17 protein-coding genes and 2 tRNA genes are annotated in these 17,535 nt (G+C 39.8%); 1 reads left to right on the top strand and 18 read right to left on the bottom strand.

Annotated features, from left to right (window positions below; genetic code table 11):
- The first annotated feature begins 20 nt into the window (after positions 1 to 20).
- Positions 21 to 884: a helix-turn-helix domain-containing protein gene (locus H9635_RS12745; protein ID WP_191700687.1), complete on the top strand. Its 864-nt coding sequence runs from the start codon at positions 21 to 23 to the stop codon at positions 882 to 884.
- Positions 885 to 1,040: 156 nt separating this feature from the next.
- Here the strand turns inward: H9635_RS12745 and H9635_RS12740 are convergent, their stop codons facing one another.
- The 18 genes from H9635_RS12740 to H9635_RS12655 form a co-directional block, all read right to left on the bottom strand.
- Positions 1,041 to 2,240: an MFS transporter gene (locus H9635_RS12740; RefSeq protein WP_191700686.1), complete on the bottom strand. Its 1,200-nt coding sequence runs from the start codon at positions 2,238 to 2,240 to the stop codon at positions 1,041 to 1,043.
- Position 2,241: 1 nt separating this feature from the next.
- Positions 2,242 to 3,522, bottom strand: coding sequence for a TRAP transporter large permease (locus H9635_RS12735; protein WP_191700685.1), 1,281 nt, complete (start codon positions 3,520 to 3,522; stop codon positions 2,242 to 2,244).
- On the bottom strand, positions 3,519 to 4,028 hold the full coding sequence (locus H9635_RS12730) for a TRAP transporter small permease (protein ID WP_191700684.1): 510 nt from the start codon (positions 4,026 to 4,028) through the stop codon (positions 3,519 to 3,521). Before H9635_RS12730 ends, H9635_RS12735 begins: the two co-directional genes overlap by 4 nt.
- A 39-nt stretch (positions 4,029 to 4,067) precedes the next feature.
- Positions 4,068 to 5,084 carry a TRAP transporter substrate-binding protein gene (locus H9635_RS12725; protein ID WP_191700683.1) on the bottom strand — a complete coding sequence of 339 codons (1,017 nt, stop codon included), beginning with the start codon at positions 5,082 to 5,084 and terminating at the stop codon, positions 4,068 to 4,070.
- Positions 5,085 to 5,258: 174 nt separating this feature from the next.
- A complete protein-coding gene (locus H9635_RS12720) occupies positions 5,259 to 6,032 on the bottom strand; it encodes a 2-keto-4-pentenoate hydratase (protein ID WP_191700682.1) in 774 nt (257 codons plus the stop codon).
- A complete protein-coding gene (gene dmpG, locus H9635_RS12715) occupies positions 6,029 to 7,042 on the bottom strand; it encodes a 4-hydroxy-2-oxovalerate aldolase (RefSeq protein WP_191700681.1) in 1,014 nt (337 codons plus the stop codon). Before dmpG ends, H9635_RS12720 begins: the two co-directional genes overlap by 4 nt.
- Entirely contained in the window at positions 7,039 to 7,929 is an 891-nt protein-coding gene (locus H9635_RS12710; protein ID WP_191700680.1) for an acetaldehyde dehydrogenase (acetylating), read from the bottom strand. Before H9635_RS12710 ends, dmpG begins: the two co-directional genes overlap by 4 nt.
- 11 nt (positions 7,930 to 7,940) lie before the next feature.
- Entirely contained in the window at positions 7,941 to 8,723 is a 783-nt protein-coding gene (locus H9635_RS12705; protein ID WP_191700679.1) for a 2-keto-4-pentenoate hydratase, read from the bottom strand.
- Between the two features lie 13 nt (positions 8,724 to 8,736).
- Positions 8,737 to 10,197 (bottom strand): aldehyde dehydrogenase, encoded by a 1,461-nt coding sequence (locus tag H9635_RS12700; RefSeq protein WP_191700678.1) that lies wholly within the window; start codon positions 10,195 to 10,197, stop codon positions 8,737 to 8,739.
- A 110-nt stretch (positions 10,198 to 10,307) separates the two neighbouring features.
- Positions 10,308 to 10,766: a RidA family protein gene (locus H9635_RS12695; RefSeq protein ID WP_191700677.1), complete on the bottom strand. Its 459-nt coding sequence runs from the start codon at positions 10,764 to 10,766 to the stop codon at positions 10,308 to 10,310.
- Positions 10,766 to 11,770, bottom strand: coding sequence for an amidohydrolase family protein (locus H9635_RS12690; protein WP_191700859.1), 1,005 nt, complete (start codon positions 11,768 to 11,770; stop codon positions 10,766 to 10,768). Before H9635_RS12690 ends, H9635_RS12695 begins: the two co-directional genes overlap by 1 nt.
- A complete protein-coding gene (locus tag H9635_RS12685; RefSeq protein ID WP_225231299.1) occupies positions 11,767 to 12,324 on the bottom strand; it encodes a 3-hydroxyanthranilate 3,4-dioxygenase in 558 nt (185 codons plus the stop codon). The genes H9635_RS12690 and H9635_RS12685 overlap by 4 nt, the downstream gene beginning before the upstream one ends.
- Positions 12,325 to 12,402: 78 nt before the next feature.
- A complete protein-coding gene (locus tag H9635_RS12680; protein ID WP_191700676.1) occupies positions 12,403 to 13,152 on the bottom strand; it encodes an IclR family transcriptional regulator in 750 nt (249 codons plus the stop codon).
- A 16-nt stretch (positions 13,153 to 13,168) separates the two neighbouring features.
- Positions 13,169 to 14,647: a 4-hydroxyphenylacetate 3-hydroxylase family protein gene (locus tag H9635_RS12675; RefSeq protein WP_191700857.1), complete on the bottom strand. Its 1,479-nt coding sequence runs from the start codon at positions 14,645 to 14,647 to the stop codon at positions 13,169 to 13,171.
- A 20-nt stretch (positions 14,648 to 14,667) separates the two neighbouring features.
- The gene (locus tag H9635_RS12670) at positions 14,668 to 15,147 is read right to left on the bottom strand and encodes a flavin reductase family protein (RefSeq protein ID WP_191700675.1); all 480 of its coding nucleotides are present in this window, start codon (positions 15,145 to 15,147) and stop codon (positions 14,668 to 14,670) included.
- Between the two features lie 312 nt (positions 15,148 to 15,459).
- Complete coding sequence (locus tag H9635_RS12665; RefSeq protein WP_191700674.1) at positions 15,460 to 17,034, bottom strand: S-layer homology domain-containing protein; 1,575 nt, start codon at positions 17,032 to 17,034, stop codon at positions 15,460 to 15,462.
- A 348-nt stretch (positions 17,035 to 17,382) separates the two neighbouring features.
- Positions 17,383 to 17,454, bottom strand: a tRNA-Glu gene (locus H9635_RS12660).
- 4 nt (positions 17,455 to 17,458) lie between these two features.
- Positions 17,459 to 17,534, bottom strand: a tRNA-Asn gene (locus H9635_RS12655).
- Position 17,535: the final 1 nt, after the last annotated feature.

Here is a 17,535-nt window from a genome sequence, read left to right as displayed (position 1 = left end):
ATACGAATAGGAGGTAGTTTATGTTTTTATCAAATGCAGTCCGTGATGTACGTTTATTAAAAGGAATGACTCAACGGGACGTTAGCGAGGGAATTATTTCTCAAGGTACATATTCAAAGTTTGAAAAAGGAACTGCAGATATCCCTACCCAAGCGCTAATCGGTATCTTGAATAATCTTAATATCGATTTGGAGGAAGTACTCTTTATCGCAAACGGCTATAGCTATACAGAAGAAGAAAAACTGTACCGCGAGTTTTTTAGATTTTCTGTTACAAATACTAAATCATTGGAAGAGTTCATTGATAAGTGTGAAAAATATTTGGAAGTAAGGAACGAATCAACAATTGCTTTCCTTCATCAAATTTCAAAGTTTTTATTAGAAGCTTTTCGAAATGAGGATATATATTTCAACAAATCTCAGGCGCTTCACTTTTTAGATTTCTTTTCGAACAAAGAACAACTATTTATAAAAGACTTATATATAATAAACGCTATTTTCTTCCTTTTCCCGGTAGAAGTCGCCCATTTAACGATTGAATATGTAGAGAAATCCCTTAAAAAATATAAGGACTTCCAATCAATTAACCGGATAGAAGTTAATTTCAGACTGAATTATAGCTTAATGTTAATAAAGGATAAATTAGAAGATAAAGCTTTGCAGCAACTTGATCTGCTTATACCTAAAGTAAAAAGTTTTAAAATGCATTATCAAATGGCTATCGTCTATATACGCAAAGGAATTTGCCTACATAATTTAAATCAAAAAGAAGAAGGTGCCGACTATATCCAGCGGGGGTTATTAATTTTGGAAACTATCGAAGAACATGAATTATATAGTCACATGCAAAAGGAAATTAGTAAGTATCAATCAAGTAACAAATGAATAAACAATAATGAGACTACACCCGGAAAGTGTTAAAAGCCGATTCACACTATTTTTTTAGTATAAATCGGCTTTTGTAATGGAAAAATCAATACATTCCCACAAAATTATTAATTTTCAAAAGCAACTTTGATATAAATCCAATCCTATGTGCCACTAATTTAAAACCCTCCGCTTCTTTTCTTTAAAAAGCATTACGATAATAATTAATACACAAAAACTGCTTACACAAGCTAAAAAAGCCCCTGCATGTAAATAACTCGTTTGATCTAAAATATATCCAAATAGTGGCGGGATAATAAAAACACCTACAGAAGCAAACGTCACGCTATATCCACTCGCTGAGCCACTTAACATTTTCGGAACACTTTCAACAGCTAAGTTCATCCAAATACCATTAAATCCGGATAGCGAAAAGCCGATTGTTGCAATGATTATTACTAACAGCAGACGATCTTGCACTATATGTAAACCATATAAACCGGATGGTATCCAAACTGCGATTATTAATAGTACCACCCAGCGGTTGCTGCGTAAAAGCTTGTCACTAATTATTCCCCATAAAACGCGACCAAGTGCGCCGAAAATTTCAGAGCAAGCAAGCGCTAAACCAGCTAAATAAACGGCCCATACCTTTACCTCTATCAAATATAATAGAAGATACGTATTAAACGTAACTTGTATACCCATTAAAATGAGCGCAACTAAAGTTGAAAAAAATAGCGGCGTTGAACTCATTAATTTTTTCATCTGGGAAATTAATGACACTTCTGTAGCACTATGTGAACGGAAGGTTTCCTCGTACGGTTTTAGTAACATATATACGGATATGCCAATTAACAATAATAAAATGGATGCCATCGCAACTGTTTGCTGCCAGCCGATATATTCTGCAATGGCGATTAATACAATACTTGATAAAGCAGAGCCTAGCGTAATGGACATTTGTTTTACGCCCATCGGCAATGCTATTTTTTGCATAGGATATAGCTGGACAAGCATTTTATTCGTTACAGGATGCATTCCCCCATAACCAAGCCCTGCCATCATAATGAAAAGCAACGCTATATAGTAATTACCATCAATTGTTGCGAGTAACAGAAAACCACTACCGACAATGGACATCAATAACAGCATCAGACGATTGGTTGCCACTTTATCAGCGATAAACCCCATTGGCAATGTCGCTAAAAACTGTCCAACGAATAACGCGGTTGGAAGAAAGCCAATTTGAAGGTTGGTCAGCATAAAACTTTCTCCAATATAAGCGGCAAATGGATTTAGGCTTCGTCCCACAAACGCAGTAAATAGCTGAGAAACAATAATAAGCCAAACGAGCCACCTTACTTGTTTCATATTAGAACCCTAGGAATCTAGGAATAACTAAAACTAAATCCGGAATATACGTAATAATGAATAATACGATAACCGATACTATAATGAATGGGAAAACAGCCTTTACTAGTCGTTCAAACTTAATATCTGCCATCGATGATACGATGAATAATCCTGTACCTACCGGCGGTGTTAACAAACCTAGCGTCAAGTTAATACAAATAATAACTCCGAAGTGTACCGGATCAATTTGAAGCGCGTGTACAAGCGGCATCAATACAGGTACTAAAATAACAAGTGCTGCAATACCATCAATTAACATACCGACAACTATTAAAAGAACGTTAACTAATAGTAAAAATACCCACGGACTTTCTGTGAAGCTTAAAATTAAGTCGGCCATTAGCTGTGGAATTTGCTCAAACGCTATCATCCAACCAAAAATGTTGGCCATTATAATTAAAAATGTCACTGTCGCGGTATTTGTTACTGTATTTACTAGCATTTTCGGAAACTTTTTAATATCTAGCTCTCGGTAAACAAATAATCCAATGATAATGGCTAAAAAACAGGCAACAGCTGCTGATTCTGTCGCTGTAAAAATACCGCGTAATATCCCTACCACTACAATTAAGGGAATCAGTAATGCCGGTAACGTCTTAAGTATCCCCTGAAAAATCTCTTTGAAAGAACTGCGTTTACTTTTTGGGAAGTTATGTTTGTATCCCATATATGCAATCATTCCCATGAATGCACCCCCATACAAAATCCCCGGTAAAATCCCTGCCATGAACATTGCACCAATCGATGTGCTCGACAATGTTCCATAAATAATGAAAATCATACTCGGCGGAATAATCGGTGCGATAATGGATGAAGCTAGCGTAATTGCTCCTGCAAACTCACGCTTATAGCCCTCTTTTTCCATTTGAGGCACCATAACTTTACTCATCATTGCAGCTTGGGCATTGGCAGAGCCCAAAATAGACGCTAGGAACATATTTGCTACGACCGTTACATACGCTAATCCCCCGCGAAAATGCCCTAAAATTAACTTTGCAAAGTTAACTAGCCTTGTCGTAATACCGCCCTCATTCATAATTTCACCCATTAACATGAACAATGGAATTGCTAATAAACCAAAATTTTCGAGCCCCGAAAACATGCGGAGCGGTGTCGATTCCAAGAGTAAAGCCTGCCCGTTGATTAAAAAGTAAATAACTGTCGTAATCCCCAAAACTAAAGAAATTGGAATACCTAAAATTAATAAAATGACAAATACAGCAATCGTTATAAATGTCATACTAACTCATCTCCAATCTCTTCTTGTTGGGATTTTTCTTCATTTTTAAATAAACGAATTAGACGTGCAACAATGTGAATCGTGGCAAATAAAATGCCTATCGGTACCGCACTGTATGGAAGCCACATTGGCATACCAAGGGACGTAGACTTTTGAAGCATCGTTGAAGGTAACATAAGCCATTTGACGGAATATACAAAAATAATGATTAAAAAAGCTAACATAATCACATCTTGGACAATTTTTAAAATCCTTTGCTTATTCTCTGATAACGCATCGAGTAAAAAAGTAACTGCGGCTTGTGTACCGTACTTCAAGCCCCAGCTACCTCCTATGAATGAAAACCAAATGAATAAGTAAATCGAAACTTCTGTTGCCCAAGGGAGTGGATCAGATAATACGTAGCGGAAAAATACAGCTGTTACCATGATAACCGTTAAAATTGCCATTAAAACGCCCATGATAACTTCCTCTACTTTTGTAACAATATTACTGAGCTTCGTCATCCTGCACCCTCCTAATCGCTGTTCGAATACTATATTTGATTAACGGTTTGCTTCAATGAATTGCTTAATTAAGTCTGACTGACCTCCGTACTCACTATCGAATGCTTCAATTTGTTGCTTAAATACAGTTGGATCTAAGTCATATACTTCCATACCTTGACCTTCAAGCTCTTTGCGGAAATCCTCTTCCTGACCAGAACGCGTTGTTACTGCGTAATCACTGGCTACCTTCCAAGCTTGTGTCACAGCATCTTGTGCATCTTTTGAAAGAGCATTGAATTTTTTGTCATTTGTTAAAATTGTTGAAGGCCACACCATGTGATTCGTTACTGCTACATATTTTGCTATTTCAGCATACTTATTTGTAATAGTTGCGTCTAAGTCCATGTCCATCCCATCAATTACGCCTGTTTGTAACGCTGAATAAACTTCCGTTAATGATAATGATTCTGGCGCTGCACCTGCATTACGGTAGAATGACTGTAACGCTGGACTTGGTGTTACACGTAATTTTAAGCCGTTTAGATCATCTGTAGAGTTGATTTTTACGTCCTTTGTTACAATCGTACGTTGACCTGCAAATAAGTACGTTAAACCTTTAAGACCCGTACCCTCTACTTTTTTCAACACTTGCTGTCCTAAGTCTGATTGCGCTGCCGTATTCGCTTCTTCTAATGTATCGAATAAATATGGTGCAAACCATGCCGCCATTTCTGGTGTACGAGATGTTAAATAGGCTGCTGTAATCATCGCCATATCAACTGACCCTGCTTCTACTTGCTGAACCATGTCTGCCTCAGAACCTAATTGACTCGCTGGGTAAATTTCAACTGACATTTTGCCGCCTGTAATCGTCTCCAACTCTTCTTTGAATTTCTCAGAAGCCTGATGCCACATATGATCCGTTGGTGTAATATGTGCTAATTTAAATGTTACTTCTGGATACTCGCCTGTCCCTGCTGAAGCGCTATCCTCCGCCGTTTCTTTATCATTATTACACGCCGCCAAAACTAGAAGTAACATAAGCATTACTGCAAAACTTATAAGCTTTTTCATGAAATTGCCTCCCCTTTTATCCTTTTTTATGATACTAGATCTTCTTCTCACTCTGATTTCTTTATCGGATCGGTAACTGCTAGACAATCGTTATTCATTAATAATGGCTCGTTCCTTTTTTGCATTGCAATAAAATCCCTGTTATTGGCACGCATTGATACCTAGCATTCCATGTTACTTCACATTAATTGTTAAGCTGCCCAGTACACCATAATCGGCTGTTACTGTATCACCAGATTTCACAGCCACCGCATCAGTCATCGCACCAGCCAACACAAGTTCACCCGGCTGAATACCACGCCCTTCTTTGCTCAACAGATTCAGTAACTCAATCACCGAATTAATCGGATGCTCTAAAATGGCTGCACCAGTTCCTTCATATTTCAGCTCGTTATTGTAATACACATCCACTTTTATTTGTGCCCAATCAGTTGTGGTTGGTGCATATGGCTGACTACCCAACAAAAACTTTGTGGATGAGGCATTATCTGCAATTACATCCATTAAAGAAAAGGAAAAGTTTTCGTAGCGACTATCAATAACTTCCAGCGCTAAATACACATATTCCACTGCCGACCATACTTCGTAAGGCATCAAGTTTTCTCCCGCAATCGGTTTTTTAAATGTAAACGCGACTTCCGGTTCGATGCGTGGATGAATGTGATCTGCTGCTGTAATTTCATTGTGGTTCATCAGCATATTATTCGTTAAACGCCCGTAAATCGTTGAATCCACACCAACTTGAAGTTGCTTCGCTTTACTCGTTAACCCCATCTTCCAGCCAATAAATGAATTACTTGCTGAAATTGATTTTTCGATACTAAGGCGTTGAATTTCATACGCTTCGTCGAATGTTAATGCCGGGTTACTAATCGTAATTTTTTCGATTGCTTTTTTTTCTGATTGTGCAGTAGCAATACGCTCTACATATTCATAAATTGTACTCACGATATACTCACCCTTTTTTCCGCCATTTGTTGCGCTACTTCAATAATCATATCTTCCTGTCCACCTACTACTTTACGCTTCCCAAGCTCTACTAAAATATCACGGGCATCCACCCCGAATTTCTCTGCGGCAACGACAGCATGACGTAAAAAGCTTGAATAGACGCCGGCATAGCCCATAATAAAGCTGCCACTCGTAATATCCTGGGGGGCTGGCAAAATATTAGTGCGCACATCATCTGCCAAGTCGAGCATTTTGTAAAGATCAATGCCTGTTTCATAACCTAAGCGGTCTAATACACCAACTAAGACTTCTGTTTGCGTATTTCCTGCCCCTGCACCTAGACAGCAAACACTACCATCAATACGAGTTGCACCAGCCTCAACAGCTGCTAAAGTGTTCGCAACGGCTAATGATAAGTTATTGTGTGCATGAAAGCCGATGTCTACTGACAAATAAGCCTTTAACAAACTAATACGTGCCGTCACATCACTTGGCAGCATTGCACCTGCAGAGTCAGTTACATAAACAGCACCTGCCCCATATGCTTCCATTAGCTTTGCCTGTTCCAAAACAACTTCCGGCGGAGCACTATGGGCCATCATTAAAAATCCAACTACCTCCATGCCCATCGCTTTAGCTGTTTCAATATGCTGCTTTGATACATCCGCCTCTGTGACATGTGTTGCTACACGTACCATACGGGCACCTGCATCATATGCCTTTTTTAAGTCTTCAATCGTACCAATTCCCGGTAAAAGTAAAACAGCAATTGTTGAATTACCGGCCTCTTCTACCGCGACTTTGACCAGTTCTATGTCATATACCTTTGAAAAGCCATACTGTAAAGAGGAGCCCCCTAAGCCATCGCCGTGAGTCACTTCAATATAAGGAACCCCGGCTGCGCTTAGTTGTCTTGTTACACTGCGCACCTGTTCTTTTGTAAATTGGTGTCCTACAACATGGCTGCCGTCACGTAACGCTACTTCTGTTATCCATAACTTTTTCATGATATATGCACCCCTTCTTGCTGGAGCTGTTGCGCAATCATTTCAGCGACTTTCAAACCTGCAGCTGTCATAATATCCAGGTTACCGGCGTACACCGGCAGATAATCTCCTAGCCCTTCCACTTCTAAAAACACCTTTACTTCGCGTCCATCCACCAAAGGCTCCATCTTCAAACGGTAGCCTGGTACATATTCGTTGACTGCCTGCACTATTTCTTCAATCGATTGCTTAATTTGCAATGGATGGATTGCCTCTTCCTCTAATAAACAAGAAACGGTATCACGCATAAGCATTGGTGGCTCTGCGGGATTTAAAATAATGATTGCTTTTCCTTGTTTTGCACCGCCAACTTGCTCAATGGCACGCGCTGTTGTTTCTGTAAATTCATCAATGTTAGCTCGAGTTCCTGGACCAGCGCTTTTTGAGGCTATTGTGGCAACGATTTCTGCATAGGCAACATTTTGTATACGTTGAATTGCATATACAATCGGTATAGTCGCCTGTCCACCGCACGTAATCATATTTACAACTGGCTGATTGATATGCTTGTGTAAATTAACAGCCGGTACAACAAATGGCCCGATTGCTGCCGGTGTTAGGTCAATAATACGTTTTCCTAGCGGCACCAATGCATCAACATGCGTTTGATGTACTTTTGCTGAAGTAGCATCAAATAAAATATCCGCTAGCTCAGGTTGCTGCAAAAATCCTTCAATACCGTCTGAAATCGTGTGTATCCCAACGTCTTGCGCACGCTTTAATCCATCAGATGTTGGGTCAATACCAATTAACACCGACATTTCCAAAGAATCCGAGCGCATAACCTTTTTCATAAGATCCGTACCAATGTTGCCGGAACCGATAATTCCTACCTTCACCTTTTTCATAGAACCTCCTATTAAACACAGCTTAATTGAATTTTCCCGAGCGTTTCACCAAAGTCCGCTGTAAATTCGTCCCCTGGGCTTGCATCAAGTGCAGCGGATAGAGCACCCGATAAAATTACTTCGCCTTTTTTCACTCCAATATTAAAATCAGCTAAACGATTTACGAGCCATACAACACATGCGGCAGGATTGCCTAAAACATCTGTCCCTTTTCCGCTATTGACCAATACACCATTTTTATAAAAATTCATTTCTACAGCAGGTAGGTCAATTTCCTCAATCGGCTTCTTTATATCCCCTAACACATATTTCGCTGAAGACGCGTTATCCGCTATCGTATCTAGCAACTTAATTTTCCAGTCTTTAATGCGACTATCAACGATTTCAAGACTCGCAACGATATAATCGGTTGCTGCAAGTACTTGTTCCAACGTAACATTCGGACCAATTAAGTCCTCCTTCATGACAAACGCAATTTCAGCTTCTACTCGTGGTTTAATACACTCACTGCAATCAAGGACATTATTTGTTATAGCCATCGACGCCAGTAAATGACCATAATCTGGTTCATCTACATTTAGCAGTTGCTGCATCGCGCGTGAGGTTAAGCCAATTTTCTTGCCTGTAATATTGTCGCCGGCATTTACTTTACGATGTATTTGCTCAAGCTGTATTGAATAGGCATCCTTCAAACTTAAACTGTCGATTTGTTCCGTCAAGGGTGCAATACCTTGACGCATTTTTTCTGCCTGCGAAATTCTACTTGACCATTCAATTAAATTTACACTCACCATGGGTCACCTGCTTTTATAATTTGATTGTTACGTTCGATTGCTCACAGTAAAACTCGAAGCTATGTGCGCCGCCTTCACGCCCAATTCCACTTTGCTTCATACCGCCAAACGGTGTACGTAAATCCCGTAAATACCATGTATTCACCCATACAATTCCCGATTCGATTTGCCCAGCAACACGGTGTGCACGCCGTAAATCATTCGTCCAAATTGTCGCCCCTAAGCCGTACGTTGTATCATTCGCATAACCAATTACTTCTTCTTCTGAATCAAATGGCAATACCGTAACGACTGGACCAAAAATTTCTTCTTTGACACACCGTGAATGTTCATCCAATCCAACAATAATTGTCGGTTCGATAAAGTAGCCCTTTTCCATATGGGCCGGTCGCTTTCCGCCTGTTAAAATTGTGCCGCCTTCTTCTTTCGCAATATCAATATAGTGCATGACTTTTTCGTAATGTTCCTTCCCTACTAATGAACCGATATTCGTCTTAGCGTCAAATGGATCTCCGACAACCAGCTCTTTCGTACGGGCTACAAATTTCCGCAAAAATTCATCCATGATGGAACGTTCTACGTATATGCGTGATGCACATAAGCATACTTGCCCTTGATTACGGAAGCTTGAATGCAGTGTCGTTTCCACTACTTCTTCAATATCTGAATCTGCAAAAATGATGGCAGGGTTTTTGCCGCCAAGCTCAAATGAAACTTTCTTTAACGTTGGAGCAGCTGCCTTCATAATTGTTGTTCCTGTACGCGTTTCCCCGGTAAAGGTTATCGCATCCACTAATGGGTGCTCTGATAAAAACGCCCCGGCAGAATCTTTTCCGAAACCATGTACAACATTGACAACGCCATCCGGCACGCCAGCTTCCTTACAAATTTCCGCTAGCCTCGTTGCAGTCATCGGTGTTAGCTCCGCAGGTTTCATAACGGCTGTACTCCCTGCAGCTAAACATGGGGCAAGCTTCCACGTTAATAATAAGAGCGGCAAGTTCCAAGGGTTAATCATTGCCACTACTCCTACCGGTCGCGTTACTGTATAATGCAGTGCAATATTGTCCTGGTTATACGCTTCGTTTCCTAACGAAGTCATATAATCTGCGAAAAAGTGGAAGTTATGTGCCGCGCGTTTAATATCCATTTCCATCGCTAATTCATAAGGCTTTCCTGTATCAAGCGCTTCAAGCATTGCAAACTCTTCTACATTTTCTAAAATAAGATCGCCAATCTTGCGAATAATTTGTGAGCGTTGTTTTACTGTATAGGTAGACCATTCGCCTTTTACGGCTGCCTTTGCTGCTTTCACCGCAAAATCAACTTCATCTTGCGTTGCCTCTGCTACCCAGCCGATTATTTCCTCTGTTGCTGGATTAATGTTTAAAAATTTTCGATCTTCAGTTGCTTCCACATAATGACCGTTAATAAAATTACGGCAATCGATGCCTTTTATCTTTACTTGTTGCATATTTTCCTACACCTCTGTGCAGGATTCACCTCGCTTTACGTCGATGTATAAAATAAGGCAACCTTAAAGAAGATAAAGCTATTACTTCCTTAAAGCTGCCGCACGTGCTGTTATTCTTCTACTTCAACAATCATCTCGATTTCGATCGCTGTATTATTCGGCAACTGTGCCATTCCCACCGCTGAACGCGCATGTTTTCCCTTTTCACCAAATACTTCAACAAGTAAATCCGATGCCCCATTCATAACTTTTGGCTGCTGTGTAAAATCAGGAGCAGAATTAACCATCCCCAAAATTTTTACAATGCGTTTCACCTTCGACAATTCTCCTAATTCATGCTTCAGCACTGTAATTAAGTTAATCATCGATTGGCGTGACGCTGCATAGCCCTCTTCAACTGTTAAATCCTCACCAAGCTTACCGTGATATTGATCAACACCTTGACCTGATGTGAAAAGTAAATTTCCCGTACGCACACAGCCTACATAATTCCCAACTGCCGAACGTGGTTTACCTAGCTCAATGCCGAGCTTCTCCAATTGTGATTCTGGCGTTTGTGTATCATTCATTATTTACTCACACCAATCTTTGCTAAATTTAAAAACTGACGGGCATTTTCGCCAAGGACAGCATTCTTCACTTCGTCTGAAAGCTGCAGCGATTCATCGATGACTTTACCTGGATTGATCTCACGTAGTAGGAATGGATAATCAGAGCCCATAATAATTTTGTCAGGACCAAAGCGCTCTAACAAAAAGGCAAAATTGTCTTTGTCATATACGAGCGAATCAAAGTAAAACTTTTTGGCATAATAGCTTGGTGGGTACTCTGTTAGACGCAAATGCGGCCAGACATCCCAACCTTGATCTAAGCGGGGTAAAATATATGCAAATGACCCACCTCCATGCGCAAAGCACACTTTGAGGTTCGGATATTTTTCCATCACACCACTCCAAATTAAACTTGCAGCGGCAAGTGCCGTCTCACTTGGCATGCCTACTGTGTACATAAAGTTATGGCGTGGTGTACGATCTTTTGCCATCGTTTCCCAAGGATGAATAAAAAGTGGCATTTCCAACTCTTCAGCCGCTTGGAAGAATGGCAGCAAATAGTCTGCATCTAAGTTTTCTCCATTGACGTTTGTTCCAATTTCAATACCGGCTAACCCAAGCTCCTTACAGCGGTGCATTTCTGCAATCGCTGCCTCCGCATCCTGCATTGGTACAGTACCTAACCCAGCAAAATGCGCTGGATATTCCTTAACTATGTTAGCGATAAAATCATTTTGAAATTGTGCCATTTCCAATGCCTGCTCAACCGGTGCCCAGTACGAAAAAGTAACAGGTACAGGTGATATTACTTGCATATCGACGCCTTCTTTTTCCATATCCTCTATTCGCTTTTTCGGATCCCACACTTGGTCTGTTACTTCCCGAAACAGATTACCGCTTACCATTATGTCCGCTCCACAAGAGCATTTTTGTTCCATTATTGGCCATCTATCGTTATCGTATTTCTCCGCAAAATTAGGTAAATTTAATGGATAAATGTGCGTGTGGAAGTCGATTCTCATACTTGCCATTTCTCAACTTTTTCTGACATCACGTGACCGCATTTATCGCACGTACGTAATTCTTCCGAGCCATTGAACTTCGCAATTCCTTCTGCAATCTGTGGTCCGATATTTGTTACTTGCAGCGTTACGCGGTGTACTTCGTGATCGCATTTTTCACATAGCCATACTAAGTCCTCTAGTTCGCCTTCTTGACGTTTATATTCAATTACGATGCCGTATGTGTCAGCTACGCGGTGTGGAGAGTGTGGTACGCTTCCTGGTAAAACAAACATTTCACCCTCTTTTACTTCGATTACTTCACGTTTGTTTTCATCGTTAATAATTTCAACATAGCAAGAGCCTTTTACTTGGTAGAAAATTTCGTCTGAAGGGCTTACGTGGAATTCACGACGTGCGTTTGGACCGCCAACTAACATAACCAAAAACTGGGAATCATTCCAAAGTGCTGTATTATTTACTGGTGGCTTTAGTAAATCTTTGTTTTCCTCTATGATTTTCCAAATGTTTTGAGACCGTGCTTGCATTTTGCTTACTTCAGTAAAATTATTCATTGTAAAACCTCCTATTTTTTTGTGCTATGCGCGTTTACAGTTTTCTATTAAATAGAAATTAAGCTATCACGCTAGCATTTAAATTGTTATATAGCCAATCTCCCGCGAAATGGCCTGCGCAGAGCGGATAACCTCATTTAAAATAAGCTGATAATTATGTTCCTGAACGTAATTGATATCGCATACGAAGTTTAGTGCAGCAATAACTTGCCCACTATAGCTTTTAATTGGGGCGGCAATTCCAAATGTCCCTGTTTCATTTTCACCCTTGCTAACAGCAAAGCCCTGTTTATAAATCTCTTTTAGCTCAACCTTCAAATCAGAAATATCAGTTATCGTATTTTCCGTAAACTTTTCCATACCATGATGCTCAACCGCCTTCACAAAAGATGGGTTATAGGCAAGCAGCACCTTACCGATACTTGTGGCATGAGCAGGGAATCTTGTTACACCGATATATGTCGGCAATACATCTGAATGGGGTGAAACACTTTTAAATATGAATCGAACTTGGCCGTTATCGAACATCCCAACATGAACACTGCCTTTATAGCGATTTACAAGACTTGCCGCAATTGGTGCAACCTTTTCATTCATCTCCTGCTGATACATGACTTTATTACTCCACTCTAAAATACGCCAGCCGAGTCGATATTTACGGTCTTTATCTTGCATTAGTATATTTTCCTTGCACATCGTCTTTAAAAAATGATGTGCAGAGCTAACAGGAAGACCTAACATTTCTGCAATTTGTTTGTTTGACAAAGCTGACTCACTTTCAAAAAATAAATCAATAATTTGTGCCATTTTACTTACAGAAGCGATCATTCCTATTACCTCCTGATTAGTTTGTTTGTGGCTCTTTTATTGTGTCTTCCTTCGCTAAAATTGCTTCAGCTAGATCAAGTGCATTTTCCTTTTTGTACTTATTGTAGAAAATTGCACGCTTACGAATTGGATCTCCAGTGTAATAACGCTCATATTGTAGTGCGCGCATCCCAAACGCCTCTCCACATAAATCCCAGGCTAGCTTGAAAATTTTCATACGTGCCTCTGCGTCGATACCTGCACGACCACCATAATGGCGATCAATCGTTGGACGGAGCTCATCACTTAAGAAGTCTGCCTCTGTTGGCATCATAAGTAATCCCCCTGCTCCAATCGTCTGCATTACTTCGATTGTGCGTGGGTACATGTCTGGCATCATACCGCGAATTGTTTCCAGTACGACTGGGTTTAATCGTGCCTCTCCGTATTCGGTAATTGTATATTCATGCTCTGCTGTACGCAGTAGTGAACGAATAACCTCTGTATTTTGAATTAACTCCCCTAAATCCCGTTGCACATGTAAATATTGGTCTGCTCCGATTGAATCTGCCACTTTACATGCAACTTCCACCGCAAATTTCAGCTTAATATAGCCACGTACACCCGATTGATGTGCTGGTTGTTCAGCGATACCTGTCATAGGATACAGCAAGTTTGCTGCCTCAACATTGTTGTAAAGGAATACTTTATCCCAAGGTACAAGTACATCTTCGAATACCAGTAATGCATCCATTTCTTCATATCTGGATGCAAGTGGATGATCGAATGTCGAACGTGTCCCATCTTGCACTGGCTCTCGGCAAATAATTTTCAGCCCTTTTACATCAACCGGTACAGCAAACGCCAGCGCATAACGCTCATCGCCAGGCGCAAAACCCGGGAAGGAATAAACAATCACTTCATCTGTCAACGCCGCTAATGTCGCCAGCATTTTTGCCCCGCGTACAATAATTCCTTCAGGTCGTTCCTCTACAACACCAAGATGCGTATATTTATCAGCCTGTTCATGCGAATTTTTACTTCGGTCATTTTGAGGATTCACAATCGCATGTGTTAAGAAAATATCGTTATCTCGTAAATGCTTATAGTAGTTTTCGATATTCGTTGCCCAGTCCTCATTATATTTGCGTAAAAACCAAGAGTTTTGAGCCAATGATGTTACAACTGTATTTAAAAAATCCGGTGTACGACCCATTAATCCAAAAGTTTGACGTGCCACCACCTCAAACGCCTTACTACGCTTCATAATATCCTCATAATTATGTGGCATTAAAAAGGATGTCGCCATACGCTCTCCCGTTTCCTCGCACACTACGGTTAAATCATCCTGATATACGGGATCATGCTGCATATCATACAACTTTGCAATTTCCTGTGCAGGTTGTTTAAAGTATGGTTCATCCAAAATATTTTCTACGATCTTCCCGTTTAACCAAACTTCTGGCTTGCGTGACTTTAATGCTTCAATATATTGTGCTCCAGTACGAATCCCCACCATATACACTCCCTTTATATTTATTGCACTTCCTGGCTTTTATACATTGCTGTCGTTCCCATCCTGCCTTCAAAGAATGTTAATGAATCACCGTCTTGACGTTCAAATTTTGTAACCTCTCCAATAAAAAGCACATGATCGCCAGCATCGTATTGTTGCCATTGTTTGCATTTAAAGTAGCTCGAAACACCGATAATGCTTGGCGAATCCCCTTCCTTATTCCAAGGAATATCCAGTCCCTCCTGAGGACGCCCCGCAAACTGCCATGCAATCGCCTCTTGATCATCCGCCAACACATTGATCGTGAAAGGTTTATTTTGTAACTGTTTATATGAATTTGCTTTTTTATCAATCGATACAAGTGCAAGTGGTGGCTCTAAAGACACCGATGTAAATGAATTCACCGTAATTCCATTAATCCCATCTTCATCAAACCAAGTCACAACTGTTACACCTGTCGGAAATTTTCCAAAAGCCTGTCTTAATAATTTTCCGTCCATAATAAAAACCCCCTCTCAAATTATTAATCTCATATTAACAAGATGAATATAGTGGTTATACCGAGAAATTTCACAATATGAAATTATCTTAATTTTTTTAATATTCTTTATACTTATAATTCTTCTTTCGTTAATTACAGTTCATAATCCTCCATTTCCATTTACTCAATTGAGGAATAAATTTTTCTGTATTAACTTTGTAATTCATCACAAAAAGCACCAATGCCTTTCTCATTAGGCATTTGGTGCTTTAAAATTGATCAACTCAAAAAAGGGATATCCTAATTCCGGATATCCCTTTCATAATAATTATTATAACTCACAAGCCCAACCATCTTTATCCCCGTCTCTTGCTGCTGCATAAGCAGGATGAGATGAGCTGACACCAGAAGGGTAATATTTACGCATTTCTGTACAGTTTTTAAATGAAGTTGGTGCTCCCGGAATAACGTAAGTACCTGAGCTTACATCACCTGTGGGTTTCGTAGGCGTTGTTGGTGTTATTATCGGTACAATGAATTCTTTTGCATTAATCGAATACGTTTGACCATTTGTTGTAGCAACAATTGTACCTGCCTCAGCTGTTGCATAAGCTTTTGTACCGATTGTTTTAATATTTGCCATCACTTCTTTATGTGGATGTCCATAGCTGTTGTCTTTTGCGTAGCTTAAAACAATCGCTTCAGGCTTAACCTTTTGTAAAAATGACAGTGAGCTACTTGTACTAGATCCATGATGACCCGCTTTTAATACCGTTGCCGACACATTATATGCCTTTGAGATTTGTGCCTCTACTTCAGTGTCAGCATCACCCATTAATAAAAATGATACATTTTTATACGTAAGCTTCAATACAATGGATGCATCGTTTGTGCTACTTGTCTTTGCATCGACTGCTAATACTTGTGTTTTAACTTCACTATCTAAATTAATGGTTTCCCCTACAGTTGGTTCCTTATAGCGGATATTTTTGCTTAAAACGGTTTCCAGTAATTTCTCATACGTTACTGTTGTATGGGATTTACCACTGTTGATAAACTCCCCTACCTGAAACGCTTGAATGACTGCATTTAACCCGCCGATATGATCTGCATCAGGATGGGTTGCGACAATGTAATCGAGCTTCTTCACATTTTGTGCTTTTAAGTACGAAACAACTGTATTGCCATAATCCTTTGTCCCGGCATCTATAAGCATTGTTTTACCATTTGGCGCCTGAATGAATATCGAATCCCCTTGTCCTACATCTAAAAAGTGGACTTTCATTTTTTTTGATGAATTTAGGTTTTCCTGATACTTCACTGCTCGTGCTAAAAAGGCAGAAATATGCGCACGCGTTAAGTTATTGGCCGGCTTAAACGTACCATCTTCATAACCGGTTGTAATTTTTGCTGCTGCTAATTGGCTCACGGCTTCATATGCAGTATGACCTTTTTTTACGTCTTTGAAAGTTTTCGTACCGTTTGGCAGATCGAATGCACGTGCAATAAACGCCGCCATATGTCCACGCGTTACTTTTGTTGTCGGCTTAAACGTACCATCTGTATAACCGTTGATGATCCCTGCTTCCACAGCAGATTGTATATAGCCACTATTGGCATGTGATTTTGGAATATCTTTAAATTTCGTGGCACGTTTTGTACCATCCAGTCCGACAGCTTTTGCTACCATGACTGCTACTTCCTCACGCGTCACAATATCCTTCACACCATACGCTTTTTTGTCGGCAGAAATAATACCTTTATTTAATAAATAAGCTATATCATTATAGTTACTATGCTTTGGAGGTACATCTGTAAAGACCTGCTCTGCCTGTGCAGTAGTTGCTGGGAAAGACATTGATATTATAAGAATCAATGTTAGTAATGCACTAAATATTTTATTCATTTTTTAACCTCCTGCTATTTATTATAAATTTTTTAGAATAGAAAGGAAGTTATTTTCAAATAATATATAAGGTTATTTAATACCATTCGCGGATATTTAACCCTTACTTTATAGAAGGCTTCCAATATTGGAGGAGAAACTTTAATGAGTCGAATCTTAAGATGTTAAAATGAATTTATTTTCCGATTATTGTTTATAGTATGGATTGGCAACATATATGTTATGTTTCAATAAAATTTTATTTTTTCATTTTTTGTCTTTTGTTTTGTACCCAAAAAATTAGTAGCAATTGCATCGTATTCCTGATAAAAATAAAAAAGCATGCAGCCTATGCTACATGCTTTAAAATGACCCGTACGGGATTCGAACCCGTGTTACCGCCGTGAAAGGGCGGTGTCTTAACCACTTGACCAACGGGCCTATTTGGCTCCGAAGGCAGGACTCGAACCTGCGACCTGCCGGTTAACAGCCGGATGCTCTACCAACTGAGCTACTTCGGAA

Source organism: Solibacillus faecavium, from assembly GCF_014836905.1.
GTDB lineage: Bacteria > Bacillota > Bacilli > Bacillales_A > Planococcaceae > Solibacillus > Solibacillus faecavium.
Note: the sequence above shows the minus strand (reverse complement) of the source record. Positions and strands in the feature narration are given on the sequence as shown.